The organism is Tistrella arctica, from assembly GCF_039630945.1.
Lineage (GTDB): Bacteria > Pseudomonadota > Alphaproteobacteria > Tistrellales > Tistrellaceae > Tistrella > Tistrella bauzanensis.
The window spans coordinates 146,643-161,600 of the sequence record NZ_JBBKTV010000004.1 but is presented as its reverse complement, the minus strand read 5'-3'; the positions used below and the strand labels follow the sequence as shown (position 1 = coordinate 161,600).

Here is a 14,958-nt window from a genome sequence, read left to right as displayed (position 1 = left end):
CACTCCGCATCGGTCATTGATGACGGAACTATGATGCTACAAAAAACAAAATGCAAGCGCGGCTCGATACCGCCAGCCGCTCACCCGGCGATCGCTGTCGGGCGGGTCAGGCTGGCGGCCTGTTCCAGATGGCGGCGGATCATCGCGGCCGCGACCTCGCGTTCGCCACGCTCCAGCCGATCCAGGATGTCCAGATGTTCGACGCACGACACCCGCACGCGGTCGATGCCATAGACCCAGTCGTAATTGGAAAACCGCCGCATGCGGCTTTGCTGGCGGATGGCGTTCAGCAGAAAGCGGTTGCCCGATGCCTGGGCCAGCCCTTCATGGAAGGCGGCGTTCATCTCGAACAGCGCGATGCTGGATGTCTCGTTCCAGGGGGTCTGCAGAAAGCTCTGATGGCGGCGGCGCATCTCGTCGATCCAGCCCGGCTCCAGCCGGAAGCCCTGGGCCAGAATGCAGGCCGGCTCGATCAACAGGCGGAATTCATAGCTCTCGCGCCGTGCGTCATCATCCAGAACCGGCAGGAATGCCCAGCCATGGCCGGGCTTGCGTTCGATCATGCCCACTTCCGACAACTGCGCCAGAACCCGCAACAGCAGCGGCCGGCTGATGCCATAGCGGCGCATCAGATCGGCTTCCGATATCTCGGCCGGCAGCCGGCCGCGCTGGCGGTCGCCGGCAAGCCGGATGCATAACTGGTCGACCTCGCCGGGCGGCGCCGTCTCGGTCGCCTGCGGGTCGGGCAGCCGGCGCAGGCTATAGCCCTTGCGGGGCTGGCGCTCCAGAACCCCCTGACGGGCCAGTTCCTCAAGCACCGCGCGAACCGGCGTGCGCGAGACCTGAAGATGATCGGCCAGCGACAGCTCGGTCACCCGCGCGCCCGGTTCCAGACCATGGCTGCGGATATAGTCCAGCACCCGGGGCAGAAGGTCGCGCTGCAGCCGGCTTGGGCCATCGGGATCTGCGGCACCGATAGACTCTTGCGTTCCGTTTTTTTGTCTCATAGCATCTCAAAATACAAAAGACGACGTGCCGCCACTCTATCACCTCGGACTCGCCTGCGGAGACAATCATGGCCAACGGGCTTGACGCCAGCTTTGCCGAACCGATGCCATCGGATCAAGTGCCGCGATCAGCGGCGCCTGCCGCCACCATCGATGCCGCCACCATCGATGCCGCCACCATCGATGTGGGCGCGGCGCTGTGCCGGCTGGATGCAGGCCGGCTGGCCCGGATGATCGCCACCGGCGAGACCACGGCGACGGCGGTGGTGCAGGCGGCGCTGGACCGGGTGGCGGCGGTGAACCCGGCGGTGAACGCCGTCGTGCGGGTTCTGGCCGACGACGCCCTGCGCGAGGCCGCCGAAGCTGATCGGGCGGTGGCGGAAGGCCGGCCTTTGGGGCCGCTGCACGGCGTGCCGGTGACCACCAAGATCAATATCGACCAGCGCGGCCTGCCCACCGATAACGGGGTTGCCGCCTATCGCGACCTGATCGCCGGCGCCGACAATCCGGTGATCGCCAATCTGCGCGATGCCGGCTGCATCATCATCGGCCGCACCAACGCGCCGGTCTATTCGATGCGCTGGTTCACCGATAACAGCCTGCATGGCGCCACCCTGAACCCCTGGTCGGCGGCGCATACCGTCGGCGGGTCCAGCGGCGGGGCGGCGGCATCGGTTGCGACCGGTATGGTGCCGATCGCCCATGGCAATGATATCGCGGGCTCGGTGCGCTATCCGGCCTATTGCTGCGGGCTGGTCGGGCTGAAGCCATCTTATGGCCGGGTGCCGTCGTTCAATGCCACGGCCAAGGGCGGCGGGTCGATCGCGGCGCAGTTGATGGCGGTGCAGGGGCCGATCACGCGCAGTGTCGCCGATGCCGAACTGGCCTTCACCGCCATGGCGGTGCCGCATGTCGATGATCCGCGCGCCCGGCTGGTGCCGTCGCAGATGCCGCCGGCGCCGAAGCGGGCGGCGCTGGTGGCGATGAACGCCTGGCCGGACTGCCATCCGGCTGTGGCCGAAGCCGTGGCCAGTGCCGGGCGTGCGCTTGCCGCCGCCGGCTATGAGGTCGAGGCGGTGGTGCCGCCGGCGCTGGAGGATCTGGCCGATATGTGGGCCGAGATCGCCGTGCCCGACATCCTGGCGCTGCTCGACCCCGCGATTGCCGCCAGCGGCGACGCGAACATCAAGACCGCGGTCGATCTGTGGCGCAGTTGCTGGTGGGCCTATACCCCCGCCGACGGCTTCGCGGCGCTGGCCCGCCGTCACGGGCTGCTGCGCTTGTGGCAGCGCTTTCTGGAAGACTGGCCGGTGGTGGTGATGCCGACCTCGCTGGAGCCGGCCTTCCCGCGTCTGGCCGATGTCCAGTCGAAGGAGATGACCGCGCGGGTGCTGCGGGCGCAGGCGCCGATGATGGTGATTTCGGTGCTGGGCCTGCCGGGCCTGTCGGTGCCGACCGGGCTGGTGAGCATGCCCGATGCCGAGGGTGCGGGCCAGCGCCTGCCGACCGGCGTGCAGATCGTCGCCGGCCCCGATCGCGAGGATCTGTGCTTCGCGGCCGGCCGGCTGGTCGAGGCGGCGCATGCCCCATTCACCCCGATCGACCCGGTTTTTTAAGGACGCAAGGCCCATGCGCAGCACCCCCGGCCACGGCGATGTCCTGTCCTATTACGATTTCGGCCGCACCACGGTTCAGTGCCTCGGCCATGATCCGCGCTTCTCGTATTGCGCCTATGTGCCGGAAAGCTATGACGAGCACGGCAGCCAGACCTATGGGCTGATGGTGGTTGTGCATGGCACCATGCGCGACAATGCCGCCTGCCGCGACGCCTTCATCGATCTGGCGGAACGTCACCAGCTCATCGTGCTGGCGCCGCTGTTTCCGGGCGGGATCACCGGCCCGCGCGAATTGTCGAGCTATAAGCGGCTGCGCGGGCCGCTGGGCGGCGCCGGCGCCGGGTCGCCATGCTATGACCTGATCCTGCTTAAGATGATCGACGAGCTGGCCGCGGTTTATCGGATCGATGCCGAACGGTTCTGCCTGTTCGGCTTTTCCGGCGGCGGCCATTTCGCCCATCGTTTCCTTTATGCCCACCCGGAGCGGTTGCGGGCGGTATCGATCGGCGCGCCCGGCATCGTGACGCTGCTGGACGAGGACGTGGATTACGTGGCCGGCGTGCGGAATTTCGAGGCGGTGTTCGGCCGGCCGCTGGATATCGCGGCGATGCGCCGGGTGGCGGTGCAGACGGTGGTGGGCGCCGAGGACACCGCGACCTGGGAAATCACCATCACACCCGACAACCCGTGGTGGCAGCCGGCCTTCGACGGTCATGGCGCCACCCGTATCGATCGCGTTCTGGCCCTGAGGGCCAGTCTGGAAGCCCGGGGCATTGCCGTCACCCACGACATGGTCCCGGGAACCGGCCACCGGCAGGAGCCCCTGCTGCCGGTGGTGAAGACATTCCTGTCGAACCGGCTGGCGCAGGGAGATGCGCCGGATACGGGCGGCGGGGCAGGTGCCACCACGGCCACCGAAAAAAAATGAGTGGCCACCAATCCGATAGGGAACAAGGTCATGAAGTCACGCGCCCTGATGGCGCTCTGCGGCCTGATCGCCGCCGGGTCGGCCGCCACCGCCGGACCGTCGCTTGCAGCGGACAGCCCCAAACGCGGCGGAACGCTGGTGGTGGCGCTGAACGCCGACGCCCGCAGCCTGGAACCCGGCATCAACCGCGACGCCAATTCCGACACGGTGGTCAATCATCTGTTCGAAGGACTGGTCGGCTATCGCGCCGATCTGTCGGTCGGCCCGGCGCTGGCCGACCGCTGGACGATGTCGGAAGATGGCCGGGTCTATACCTTCGATCTGCGTGATGGCGTCACCTTCCATGACGGTAAGCCGCTGACCGCGGCCGATGTCAAATGGAGCTGGGACCGCAAGCAGAGCCAGGAGGGCTGGCTCTGCGCCCGGTTCTTCAATGGCGCGTCGGGGCTGAAGGTCGAGGCGGTGGAGGCCCCCGATGACGATACCGTCGTCTTCCGGCTGGCGGAGCCCTCGGGCCTGTTCCTGACCCAGCTTGCCAATATCCAGTGCGGCGTTCTGGTGGCGAGCCCGGCCAGTGTCGGCGCCGATGGCGGCTGGACGCCGATCGGTACCGGCCCGTTCAAGCTGGGCGACTGGAAGCGCGGCGAGGCCCTGACCCTTGAGCGCTATGACGGCTATGTGCCGTCGTCGGAACCCGGCAGCGGCTATGCCGGCGCGCGGGTCGCCCATGTCGATGCCGTGCGCTTCCAGATCGTGCCCGATGTCGATGCGGCGGCGGCGGCGTTGAAGACCGGCGCGGTCGATATTCTGCCCGAACTCGACACGGTCAAGATCGCCGATCTGAAGGCCGCCGGCCTGAAGGTGATGGCGGCCCCCGGCCTGTCCTGGTCGGCGCTGCTGATCCAGACCGACGATCCGCTGCTGTCGAACCCGAAACTGCGCCGGGCGATCGCCCATGCCATCGATGCCGGCCAGATCGCGGCGGTGCGCACCAACGGGCTGGCCAAGGCCAATCCATCGGCGGTGGCTGAATCCATGCGCGCCTTCACCCCGGCCTTCCTCGACTGGCCGGCCTATGATCCACAGGCCGCCGGCGCGCTGCTGAAGGAAGCGGGTTACAAGGGCGAGGTGATCAAGATTCAGACCAATCGCCGCTATGTCGGCATGTATGACAATGCGGTGATGATGCAGGCCATGCTGTCGATGGCCGGGCTGAACGTGGAACTGGAGGTGCTGGACTGGGCGGCGCAGCTCGACAATTACGTCAAGGGCGCGTTTCAGTTGAGTTCATTCAGCTATTCGGCGCGGTTCGATCCGGCGCTGATGTATGCGGCCTTCACCGCCGACAAGGCGACGGCGAAATGGGCGCAGTGGGGCGACCCGCAGGCGCGCGAGATGCTGACCCGGGCATCGGCCACCACCGATGCCACCGAACGCGCCGCCATCTTCCGCCGCATGCATGATCTGATGCGCGATCAACTGCCGATCATCGGCCTGTACTATTCGCCCGCCGTCGATGCCGTGGCGACGGGCGTTCATGGCTATAAGCCCTGGCCGGCCAGCCGTGCCATCGGCTGGGGCGCCTGGAAGGATTGATCGGGTGGCCCGATCCCGACCTGGCGCCGCTTCAGCGCCGCGTCGGGGTGGCGCCGGCCGGCACGGTCAGCGCCCAGACCGGATAATCGGCGACACGGGTCATGCCGGAGCGTTCCATCACCCGCCACGACGCCGCATTGCCCGCATCGGCATAGCCAATGACCGGCAATCGCCAGCGGGTCCAGACCAGATCGGCCATCGCCCGGCTCATGGCATCCACCGATCCGCTGCCCCAATGGCGGCGGAGGCTGGCGCATTCCACCACCAGCACGGCGTCGGCGACCCGCGTCAGCACGATATGGCCGGTGATCTCCGGGCCCAGCCACGCCAGGATCAGCTCGGTATCGGGGGCGGCAAGCCGGCGGGCGACGTTCGCGGCCGTCCAGTGGCTGCCGGCCGCGCGCGCGCCGAAGGCGCGGTTGTGGACGTCGGCGACCGCGACATGGACCGCCGCATCGGCGCCGCCCGCGTCACCGGTGGGCTCGAAGACCGCCACGGTATAGCCGCGCGCCACCGCCCGATCGGTCATCGGGAACTCTCCCGGTCTGGGCGGCGCGGCGTCGCGGCTGTATTTGCAGGTGCCTGGCTGGCGGACAAAACCCCAGGCCGCGAGTTCATCGGTGGGGGCCGGCCGATGGATCGACGGCGGCAGATGGAACCGGCGCGCGACGGCGGCGGGCCTGGCGAAGGTGCTGGCAAGTAGCTGGCGCAGCGCCATGTCGGCGGCCTGGGGCACGTCGGGGCGCGACGTCACATACAGCATGATCAGATCATGACCGCCGGCATGACGGCGGCGGCTGAAGTTTGCCGATGCCAGGGGCACGCCGTCCTGACACCACAGATAGTCGCCGAAGCTGCTGTGTTCCGACTGTTCACGGTCCAGAATCATACTGCGCATGTCGATTCGCGACATGTAGTCGCGGGCCTCCGCATCGGAATTGGCCAACAGAAAAGAAACATAGGTGTCGATATTGTCTGCTCCCACCGGGACCAGATCTGGACTTGAGTAAACCGCTGTCGCCGTCATCCGAGATGTCCTGCTGCGATCTGTCTGATGCTGCTGTTATATAGCCTCAGTGACAGAGATACCACGCAGGGGAAGTGGCGGTTCGATGGCTGTTGATCTGGATTGGCGCGAGATCGCGGCACGGGCGTCGACCATCGACGAACGCCTGTCCGGCCGGGTCGTGCCGACCGGGGAGGCCGGCTGGCAGGATCAGGCACAGGCGGGCCTGCGGCTGTGGATCGATGCCGCGACCGCCGGCGATGACGCCCTGTTCGCCCGCTATCTTCGCCGCCGCGGTCTTCATCTGGACACGGTGCTGCCGGTGCTGGGGCCGGTGCGGCTGGCGCCCGATGCCGCCTTGCCCGCCTGGGCCGACACCGCCGCCTGGATGCTGGACGCGATCATGGCCGGTGGTGACGCGCCACCGGCGGCACTGGGTGAAACGGTGGCCTTCGCCGATCTGCTGTGGCCGGCGGTGGTGGCGGCGCGGGCGCGACGTGGCGAGGCCGACCCGGATGTGATCACTCCGGCAGCGCTGAATATGCTGGATGCGGCGCTGTTGCGGCGGCTGTCGGATCTGTGCGGCGGCAGCCTGTTCGAAAGCTTCAGTTTCTATCGCCGCGCGGGTGGCGGGCCGGCCGAGGGCGTGCCCGACGGCACGGCGCTCTATCACGGCTTCGTCGCCGCCCTCCGGGACGGGCCGCTGCTGAACCTGATCGCGGCGCGGCCGGTGATGATCCGGCTGGCGGCGGTGGTGACCGGCCAGTGGATCGCCGGCACGGCCGAATTCCTGCGCCGGCTGGCGACCGACCATGACCGGCTGCTGGTGATGCTGGCGGCGGGTGGTGCCGCGGCGCCCCTTGGGCCGGTTGTCGAGCTGACACTGGATATCTCGGACCCGCATGATCATGGCCGGCAGGTGATCGTGCTGCGCATGGGCAATGGCACCCGGCTGGTCTATAAGCCACGGCCGCTGATGGCCGAGGCGGCATGGCACGACCTGGCCCGCTGGTGTGCGGCGCATGATGCGCCCGTGCGGCTGGGGTCCGCGCCGGTCTGGCAGCGGCCGGGCTATGGCTGGATGGCCTATATCGATCACGACGCCGATCTGGCGGCCGATGCCGCCGCCGGCTTCTATCACAATGCCGGCGGGCTGCTGGCGGTGATGCACTGGTTGCGCGGCAGCGATCTGCATCATGAAAACCTGCGCCACTGGCAGGGCCTGCCGGTGCCGATCGACCTGGAAGCGGTGCTGCAACCCCAACTCAATCTGGTTGCCGATGCCGAGCCGCTGCGCCGGGCAGATCAGGCGGCGCAGCGGCGGCTGGACGGCTCGGTTCTGGCGGTGGGGCTGCTGCCGCGCCGGCGGCGGATCGCCGGGCACTGGACCGAGATCGGCGGGCTTGCCCCTTTTACGACCAGCCCGGTGGCCGGGCGGCGCTTCGTGGCGATCAATCGCGACGCCATGGACGAACAGACCATCACCGTCGACCAGCCGGTTGCCGGGCTTGAGGTGCGGATCGATGGCACGCCGGCGCGGATATCCGATCATGGCGCGGCGGTGATCGACGGCCTGCGTGCGATGGTCGGATTCCTCGATCGCAACCGCGCCGGCCTGCTGGCGCCTGACGGACCGGTCGCCGGCTTCCGCACCGCCCGCATCCGCCACGTGCTGCGCTCCACCGGCTATTATCACAGCCTGCGCGCCGAGGCCCGCATCCCCGCCAATCAGGCCGACGGCATCGCCTGGAGCCGGCATTTCGAACGGCCGGCGCGGGTGGCGCGCTGGGATCTGGGCGACGCGCCGGGGGATGATGCCGGCTGGCCGCTGCTGGCGGCGGAACGTGCGGCGCTGACCCGCGACGACATTCCGCTGTTCACCGGCACCGGCGGTGATGATGGTTGCATGGCCGATGATGTGCCGGTGGCGCCGGCGCTGCTGGAGCCGGCGGTGTGGCCGCAACTGGCCCGGCGGCTGGACGCGATGGTGGCCGATCTGGACGCCCAGGTGGCGATCGCGCGACAGGCGATCCTGGGGGCCGCGATCCCGCAACTGCCGCCGCCCCGCCCCTGGCCCGACGGTCCGCCGGCGCTGGATCTGGCGCAGGTCAGGGCGGCTGCCTTTCAGATCGCCGACCTGCTGGCCGGTCAGGCGATCCGTGCCGATGGCGCCGCCGCCTGGATTGGGGCCGGGGTGGCCGATGACGGCAAATCCCTGGCGCCGCAGGTGGTGGACGACACGCTGTATGGCGGCCGCGCCGGCATCGCCCTGTTCCTGGCAGGATGTGCCCGGCTGGGCGGGGATGGCCGGTTGCGCGATCTGGCGCTGGCGGCGCTGGCGCCAGTGCGTCACGGCCTGCGTCACGGCCTGCGCCACGACCTGCACAAGGGCGGTCCGGCTGTGGGCGACATGGTGTCGATCGGTGGTTTCGCCGGCTGGGGCGGGATCACCTATGCCCTGACCCGGGTCGCGAACCTGCTGGACATGCCGGACCTGCTCGACGACGCGCACCATGCGGCGGCCCGGATCACGCCCGATGCCATCGCCGCCGACCGGTCGCTGGATATCGTGAGCGGCGTCGCGGGGGCGGCTTGCGGGCTGCTGGCGCTGTATCGCGCCGCCGGCACGCCGTGGGTGCTGGAGCGGGCTGTCGCCTGCGGTCGGCACATTCCCGATCGGCCCGAGGCGGACCAGAACGGCCGGGGTTGGGCTGGTGTCGCGGCACGGCCGCTGACCGGCTTCTCGCATGGCGCCGCCGGCATCGTCCATGCGCTGCTGGGGCTGCATGATGCGACCGGACAGGCCGGATTTCTGGACAAGGCCCGGCGCGGGGTCGATTTCGAGCAGGCCTTGTTCGATCCGGCATGTGGCAACTGGCCGGATCTGCGGCTGGATGATCGGCAGGGTTTTCCCGCGCAGTGGTGCCATGGCGCCACCGGCATCGGCTTCGGCCGGCTGGCGGCGCTGCCGGTGATGGACGACGCCGGCATCCGCGCCGATGTCGATGCCGCGATCACCTGCACGCTGTGCGCGGCCGATGGCGGGCGCGACAATCTGTGCTGTGGCCATGCCGGCCGGATGTCGATGCTGTGCCATGCCGCGCGGCGGCTGGGCGATGCCGGGCTGGCGGCACAGGCGGATGCGCGTCTGGCGGCGTGGCTGGCACGCGCCGGCGGCCCGGCGGGCTATTGCCTGCCGGGGGTCGATACCGGTCTTCGGCCTGGGCTGATGCAGGGGCTGGCCGGGGTGGGCCAGGTGCTGCTGGAACGGCTGGCCCCCGACACCGTTTCCCCGGTCCTGCTGCTCCATTGAGCGTCAGGACCGGTCATAAAGGGCAGACAGGCCGGCCCGCACATGGACCTGCCGACAGGCTCTGAACGTGGACGTTCCTTCCTGTTGATCAACCGATCCGGAGTGACAAAGATGCAGACCATGACCAATGACACCACCAGCATGATGGCCGTCTGGCAGATGAGCGGTGGCGTCGCCGCAGCCCATGCCGCGCTGTGCGCGTCGGGCGACGAGGTGCTGTCGACCAGCGCCATCAGCACCAATAACAGCTTCAGTTGCCTGACCGGCGCGGACGAGATGCTGTCGGCCAGCGCGGTCAGCAACAACAGCAGCACCTGGGGCTGCACCGGTGGTGCCGAGGAGGTGGTGATGTCGGCCGCGTCCGGTGATGAAGGGCTGTCGGCCGGTGCCGCGACCATGCCCGGCCAGATGTTCTGCTCACCCGCACCGCGATAACGCGCGCCTCTGTTGATGCCGGCCCGGCTTCGGCCGGGGTTGACGCAGGGCTGGCCCCGGATCGCATATCCCCGGTCCTGTTGGTCAACCGAGGGACGGGAGCGGTGATCAACGGACCGTCCGGCCGGGCCGCGCGCCTGATCAGATGGCGCGCCGTGACCGTGAATTTCTTGTTATGGCGCAACGATGAGTGGAATAATGCTGATGAATATCACCACAAAGACACTTGTTTCCGATATGATGGCGGTCTGGTGCCAGAGTGGCGGGGCGCGGACCGATGCCGCCATGACCGACGAAATGCCCGCATCGGGCGGCTTGTCCCGGCAGCCCCCGATATGCGCTACTGATGATCAGCCGCTGGTGGCTGCCGGGCTGACCCTGCCAATGCCGGTGGGCTGCACATGGACGGAGCCGCTTTCGGCCGGCGCGGCAATCCGCGTATCGCATGCCTCTTGGTGATGATCAGATGACGTGACCGGGATGATTGTGACTCGTTCTGCTCTTATCAACCAACGCCGTGGCGGTTGATGGTTCAGGCCCCGGCCGGAGCCTGAGATATAGGTCCACGGCATCGATACCCGACACCACACTCCGGAGAATTGATCATGATGCAGACCACGACGACGACCCCCGTTTCCGACATGATGGCCAACTGGCTCCAGAGTGGCGGTGTGCAGGCCGCCGGTTCGGACCGGCTTGCGATCCGTATCTCGGGGGACGAGATGCTGTCTGCCAGCGCGGGCACCAACAGCAGCGCCGTCTGGGGCTGTGGGGCCCCGGCCGACGAGGCAGTGATGCCGGCCACGTCCGGTGATGAAGGGCTGTCGGCCGGTGCCGCGACCATGCCCGGCCAGATGTTCTGCTCACCCGCACCGCGGTAACGCGCGCCTTGGTTGATGCCGGCCCGGCCTCGGCCGGGCGGTCACCAGACATGAAGGCCCGGCCGGGTAATGGCCGGGCCTTCATGCGTTTGGGGGGCTTCATGCGTTTCGGCGCCATCTGGCGGCCGATCGCGCAAGATCATTGACGCGAACTTTATTTTTTATAAAACTTTTGGGACAAGCAGCGGCGGGGCCATGACCACCAGAGCCGCGACAAAAAAGAAGATCCCTAGGGAGTGACCGCCTTGACCAACCCTGATACCGCGACCCAGGAGCTTCTGGAGCGCACCCAAGCCGGTGTGCTGTGGATCACCATGAACCGCCCCGACAGCCTGAACGCGCTGACCGGCACGATGATCGAACGCCTGTCGGTGGTGCTGGCCGACGCGGCCGAGCGCGATGATGTGAAGGTCATCGTGTTGACCGGCGCCGGGCGCGGCTTCTGCGCCGGTGGCGATGTGAAGGCGATGGCCACCGGCGAGGGGCGCGAGGAAACCCTTGAACAGCGCTCGGCGCGCCTGCGCCGGCATATGGACAGCGCCCGCCTGCTGCACGACATGCCCAAGCCGACCATCGCCATGGCGCGTGGCGCGGTCGCCGGCGCCGGGTTGTCGCTGGCCCTGGCCTGCGATCTGCTGATCGCCTCCGACACGCTGAAGATGACCTCGGCTTTCGTGAAGGTCGGGTTGTCGGGCGATTTCGGCAGCACCTATTTCCTCACCCAGCGTATCGGCCATAAGGCGCGTGAACTGGCATTGCTGTCGCCCAAACTGACCGCCGATGAAGCCCTGTCGCTGGGTCTGGTCAACCGGGTGGTGCCGGATGGCGAGCTTGAGGCGGCGACCACCGCGATCGCGGCCCAGCTTGCCGCCGGCCCCGGCCTCGCCATGGGCCATATCAAGGCCAATCTCAACACCGCCGAACAGGGTGCCACATTGCCCGAGGCGCTGGATTGCGAGGCCTGGCGCCATATCCGCTGCGGGCTGACCGCCGATCATGCCGAAGCCGCCAGCGCCTTCGTCGAGAAGCGCGCGCCGGTGTTCACCAATCGATGACCGCCGCCACAGGCGTGCATCTGGTGCCGGTGCGCGCGGCGCATCGCATCGATGAACCGGCGCTGGCCGGCTATCTGCGCCCGTTGCTGCCCGGCTTCGAGGGCGGGTTCAGGATTGAGCAGTTCCAGGGCGGCCAGTCGAACCCGACCTATTGCCTGACCACGCCCGCCGGCCGTTATGTGCTGCGCAAGAAGCCGCCGGGCACGCTGCTGGCATCGGCCCATGCGGTCGATCGGGAATTCCGGGTGATGCGGGCGCTGGCCGGGTCGGACGTGCCGGTGCCGGCGGTGCGGGTGCTGTGCGAAGACACGGACGTCATCGGCCAGGCCTTCTATGTGATGGATTTCGTCGAGGGTCGGATCTTCGAGGATCCGCGCCTGCCCGGCTGCACGGCCGCCGATCGGGCGCGGATCTATGACGACATGAACCGGGTGCTGGCGGCGCTGCATGCCATCGACCCGGCAGAGGTGGGTCTGGAAGGCTTCGGCCGGCCGCATGGTTATATGGCGCGCCAGATCAGCCGCTGGTCGCAGCAATACCGCGCATCCGCCGTCGATGACGTGCCGGCGATGAACAGCCTGATGGACTGGCTGGCCGAGCGGGCGCCGGATGTGGCCGATGAAACCGCCATTGCCCATGGCGATTACCGGCCGGGCAATCTGCTGATCCATCCCACCGAAGCGCGGATCATCGGCGTGCTGGACTGGGAATTGTCGACCTTGGGCCATCCGCTGGCCGATCTGGCCTATAACTGCCAGATCTATCATCTGGGCGCGCGCTATCCCGGCCCGGCCATGGCGCGGGCCGATCTGGCCGGCATGCCGTCGGAAGCGGATTATCTGGCGGCCTATTGCAGGCGGACGGGCCGCGACGGCATCGCCGACTGGCCGGTGTTTCTGGCATTCTCGTTCTTCCGGGGTGCCGCGATCGGCGCCGGGGTCTATCGTCGCGGCCTGGACGGCAATGCCGCCGATGCCCAGGCGCTGGAACGCGGCGCGCTGTACAAGCTGTTCGCCGAAATCGGCTGGGATATCGCGCAGGGCCGGGCCGCGGCCTTTCTGTGACCCCGCCTGTCTTGAATCCGGCGCCGGGACGGCGTGCTCAAAAACAAAGCTATGGGTGGAAACGTCATGACTCCGTTCGATCTGAAGGGTAAGACCGCCTTGATCACCGGTTCGTCGCGCGGCATCGGCCGGGCGATCGCGGTGATGTTCGCCGAGGCCGGCGCGCGGGTGGTGGTGTCCAGCCGCAAGGTGGATGCCTGCAACGCGGTGGTGGACGAGATCCGCGCCAAGGGCGGCGAGGCGGTGGCGATCGGCTGCAACATTTCCGACAAGGACCAGATCGGCCGGCTGGTCGATCAGGCCGAGGCGGCCTACGGGCCGGTCGACGTGCTGGTGTGCAATGCCGCCGTCAACCCGTTCTATGGCCCGATGTCGGCCATCCCCGACGATGCCTTCGCCAAGACGCTGGATGTCAACATCCGCTCCAATGTCTGGCTGGTCAACCGGGTGGCGCCGCAGATGGCGGAACGTGGTGGCGGGGCGATCGTGATCATCTCGTCGATCGCCGGGCTGACCGGCTCGCGCATGCTGGGCGCCTATGCGATTTCCAAGGCGGCCGATATCCAGCTCGCCCGCAATCTGGCGCTGGAATGGGGCAAGAAGAGCATCCGGGTGAATTGCATCGCCCCCGGTCTGGTGAAGACCGATTTCGCCAAGGCGCTGTGGGATAATCCGGAAACGCTGGAAAAGGCGCTGGCCAGCAGCCCGCTGAACATGATCGGCGAACCGCGCGACATCGCCGGTGCCGCGCTGCTGCTGGCCTCGGATGCCGGCCGCTTCATCACCGGCACCACCATCGTGGTCGATGGCGGCGCCACCATCGGCGGCGAGGCCTGAGGCACCCTGTGTCTGGAGACGGGTCATGGATGACATCAATGCAAGCGACCTCGCGGCCTTCCGCCGCGAGGTCCGGGATTTCGCTCAGGCGAACCTGACGCCCGAGATGCGCGACCGCGTCCGTCAGGGCTTTCATGCCACCAAGCAGGACATGGCCGACTGGAACCGCATCCTGCATGGTCGCGGCTGGTCGGCGCCGCATTGGCCGGTGGAGCATGGCGGCACCGGATGGTCGGCCCTGCAACGCATGGTCTTCGATATCGACATGGCCGATTGCGACGCGCCGGAACTCAGCCCCTTCGGCCTGTTCCTGATCGGCCCCGTGCTGCACCGCTTCGGCAGCGAGGACCAGAAGCGCCGCTATCTGCCCGGCATCCTCGACGGGTCGACCTTCTGGTGCCAGGGCTATTCCGAACCCAATGCCGGCTCTGATCTGGCATCGCTGCGCACCCGCGCGGTCCGCGACGGCGACCATTACGTGGTCAACGGCCAGAAGATCTGGACCAGCGAGGCCCATTACGCCGACATGATCTTCTGTCTGGTGCGCACCGATACCGGCGCCAAGGCGCAGGCCGGCATCACCATGCTGCTGATCGATATGAACACCCCCGGCATCACCGTGCGCCCGATCATCACCCAGGACATGGCGCGCTATGTGAACGAGGTGTTCTTCGAAGACGTGCGCGTGCCGGTGGAGAACCGGGTGGGCGACGAGAACAAGGGCTGGACCTATGCCAAGTTCCTGCTTGAGAACGAGCGCACCGCCAGCGCCTATCTGCCGCAATCGAAGCGCGACCTGAAGCGGCTGAAGGCGATCGCCGGCCGGATGGCGGCAGATGAGGGCGATGGTCCACTGATCGACGATCCGGCCTTCGATGCCGAGATCGCACGGGCTGAAATCGACCTGACCGCCCATGAGATGATGATCTGGCGGGTGCTGTCGGACGCGACCGGCATCGACAGTGCCGCCGCCGCCTCGATGATCAAGATCCGGGGCGCCGAGCTGCGCCAGCGGATATCGGCGCTGTGGATCGAGGCGCTGGGCCCCCACGCCCTGCCGCTCTATGGCCCGAAGCCCGACAGCAATACCGGCTTCGGTGAACCGGATGCGCCGGGCGCCATGTCGCAGTTTCTGATCCGCCGGGCGGTGTCGATCTATGGCGGCACCAACGAGATCCAGCACGAGATCATCGCCAAACGCGGCCTCAGGCTGTGATGAC

13 protein-coding genes are annotated in these 14,958 nt (G+C 67.9%); 11 read left to right on the top strand and 2 right to left on the bottom strand.

Going from position 1 to position 14,958, the window contains the following annotated elements; genetic code table 11:
- Positions 1-80 precede the first annotated feature (80 nt).
- Positions 81-1,007: a GntR family transcriptional regulator gene (locus WG924_RS10345; protein WP_345932952.1), complete on the bottom strand. Its 927-nt coding sequence runs from the start codon at positions 1,005-1,007 to the stop codon at positions 81-83.
- A 68-nt stretch (positions 1,008-1,075) separates the two neighbouring features.
- On the opposite strand from WG924_RS10345, the gene WG924_RS10340 reads away from it, so the two are divergent.
- From WG924_RS10340 to WG924_RS10330, 3 genes are read left to right on the top strand one after another with little or no spacing between them, the layout of a single operon-like run.
- On the top strand, positions 1,076-2,623 hold the full coding sequence (locus tag WG924_RS10340) for an amidase (RefSeq protein ID WP_345932951.1): 1,548 nt from the start codon (positions 1,076-1,078) through the stop codon (positions 2,621-2,623).
- Positions 2,624-2,636: 13 nt separating this feature from the next.
- Complete coding sequence (locus WG924_RS10335; protein ID WP_345932950.1) at positions 2,637-3,551, top strand: alpha/beta hydrolase family protein; 915 nt, start codon at positions 2,637-2,639, stop codon at positions 3,549-3,551.
- 30 nt (positions 3,552-3,581) lie between these two features.
- Positions 3,582-5,147 (top strand): ABC transporter substrate-binding protein, encoded by a 1,566-nt coding sequence (locus WG924_RS10330; protein WP_345932948.1) that lies wholly within the window; start codon positions 3,582-3,584, stop codon positions 5,145-5,147.
- Positions 5,148-5,178: 31 nt separating this feature from the next.
- On the opposite strand, the gene WG924_RS10325 is transcribed toward WG924_RS10330, so the two are convergent.
- Positions 5,179-6,060, bottom strand: a complete 882-nt coding sequence (locus tag WG924_RS10325) for a GNAT family N-acetyltransferase (RefSeq protein ID WP_345932946.1) — start codon at positions 6,058-6,060, stop codon at positions 5,179-5,181.
- A gap of 199 nt (positions 6,061-6,259) precedes the next feature.
- On the opposite strand from WG924_RS10325, the gene lanM reads away from it, so the two are divergent.
- From lanM to WG924_RS10285, 8 genes are all read left to right on the top strand, one after another.
- Positions 6,260-9,466 (top strand): type 2 lanthipeptide synthetase LanM, encoded by a 3,207-nt coding sequence (lanM, locus tag WG924_RS10320; protein ID WP_345932945.1) that lies wholly within the window; start codon positions 6,260-6,262, stop codon positions 9,464-9,466.
- Between the two features lie 120 nt (positions 9,467-9,586).
- A complete protein-coding gene (locus WG924_RS10315; protein WP_345932944.1) occupies positions 9,587-9,901 on the top strand; it encodes a hypothetical protein in 315 nt (104 codons plus the stop codon).
- Between the two features lie 198 nt (positions 9,902-10,099).
- A complete protein-coding gene (locus WG924_RS10310) occupies positions 10,100-10,360 on the top strand; it encodes a hypothetical protein (RefSeq protein WP_345932943.1) in 261 nt (86 codons plus the stop codon).
- A 146-nt stretch (positions 10,361-10,506) separates the two neighbouring features.
- On the top strand, positions 10,507-10,782 hold the full coding sequence (locus tag WG924_RS10305; protein ID WP_345932942.1) for a hypothetical protein: 276 nt from the start codon (positions 10,507-10,509) through the stop codon (positions 10,780-10,782).
- Positions 10,783-11,096: 314 nt separating this feature from the next.
- Positions 11,097-11,837, top strand: a complete 741-nt coding sequence (locus tag WG924_RS10300; protein ID WP_345933241.1) for an enoyl-CoA hydratase — start codon at positions 11,097-11,099, stop codon at positions 11,835-11,837.
- Entirely contained in the window at positions 11,834-12,901 is a 1,068-nt protein-coding gene (locus WG924_RS10295) for a phosphotransferase (RefSeq protein ID WP_345932941.1), read from the top strand. The genes WG924_RS10300 and WG924_RS10295 overlap by 4 nt, the downstream gene beginning before the upstream one ends.
- A 66-nt stretch (positions 12,902-12,967) precedes the next feature.
- Complete coding sequence (locus WG924_RS10290) at positions 12,968-13,738, top strand: SDR family NAD(P)-dependent oxidoreductase (RefSeq protein WP_345932940.1); 771 nt, start codon at positions 12,968-12,970, stop codon at positions 13,736-13,738.
- Between the two features lie 25 nt (positions 13,739-13,763).
- On the top strand, positions 13,764-14,954 hold the full coding sequence (locus WG924_RS10285) for an acyl-CoA dehydrogenase family protein (protein WP_345932939.1): 1,191 nt from the start codon (positions 13,764-13,766) through the stop codon (positions 14,952-14,954).
- Positions 14,955-14,958: the final 4 nt, after the last annotated feature.

What these genes read in the sequence shown, in the direction of transcription:
- lanM (WP_345932945.1), top strand. Translation starts at nt 6,260, where the DNA reads ATGGCTGTTGATCTGGATTGGCGCGAGATCGCGGCACGGGCGTCGACC.
- WG924_RS10310 (WP_345932943.1), top strand. Translation starts at nt 10,100, where the DNA reads ATGCTGATGAATATCACCACAAAGACACTTGTTTCCGATATGATGGCG.
- WG924_RS10295 (WP_345932941.1), top strand. Translation starts at nt 11,834, where the DNA reads ATGACCGCCGCCACAGGCGTGCATCTGGTGCCGGTGCGCGCGGCGCAT.
- WG924_RS10305 (WP_345932942.1), top strand. Translation starts at nt 10,507, where the DNA reads ATGATGCAGACCACGACGACGACCCCCGTTTCCGACATGATGGCCAAC.
- WG924_RS10330 (WP_345932948.1), top strand. Translation starts at nt 3,582, where the DNA reads ATGAAGTCACGCGCCCTGATGGCGCTCTGCGGCCTGATCGCCGCCGGG.
- WG924_RS10300 (WP_345933241.1), top strand. Translation starts at nt 11,097, where the DNA reads ATGAACCGCCCCGACAGCCTGAACGCGCTGACCGGCACGATGATCGAA.
- WG924_RS10315 (WP_345932944.1), top strand. Translation starts at nt 9,587, where the DNA reads ATGACCAATGACACCACCAGCATGATGGCCGTCTGGCAGATGAGCGGT.
- WG924_RS10285 (WP_345932939.1), top strand. Translation starts at nt 13,764, where the DNA reads ATGGATGACATCAATGCAAGCGACCTCGCGGCCTTCCGCCGCGAGGTC.
- WG924_RS10290 (WP_345932940.1), top strand. Translation starts at nt 12,968, where the DNA reads ATGACTCCGTTCGATCTGAAGGGTAAGACCGCCTTGATCACCGGTTCG.
- WG924_RS10335 (WP_345932950.1), top strand. Translation starts at nt 2,637, where the DNA reads ATGCGCAGCACCCCCGGCCACGGCGATGTCCTGTCCTATTACGATTTC.
- WG924_RS10340 (WP_345932951.1), top strand. Translation starts at nt 1,076, where the DNA reads ATGGCCAACGGGCTTGACGCCAGCTTTGCCGAACCGATGCCATCGGAT.
- WG924_RS10325 (WP_345932946.1), bottom strand. Translation starts at nt 6,060, where the DNA reads ATGTCGCGAATCGACATGCGCAGTATGATTCTGGACCGTGAACAGTCG.
- WG924_RS10345 (WP_345932952.1), bottom strand. Translation starts at nt 1,007, where the DNA reads ATGAGACAAAAAAACGGAACGCAAGAGTCTATCGGTGCCGCAGATCCC.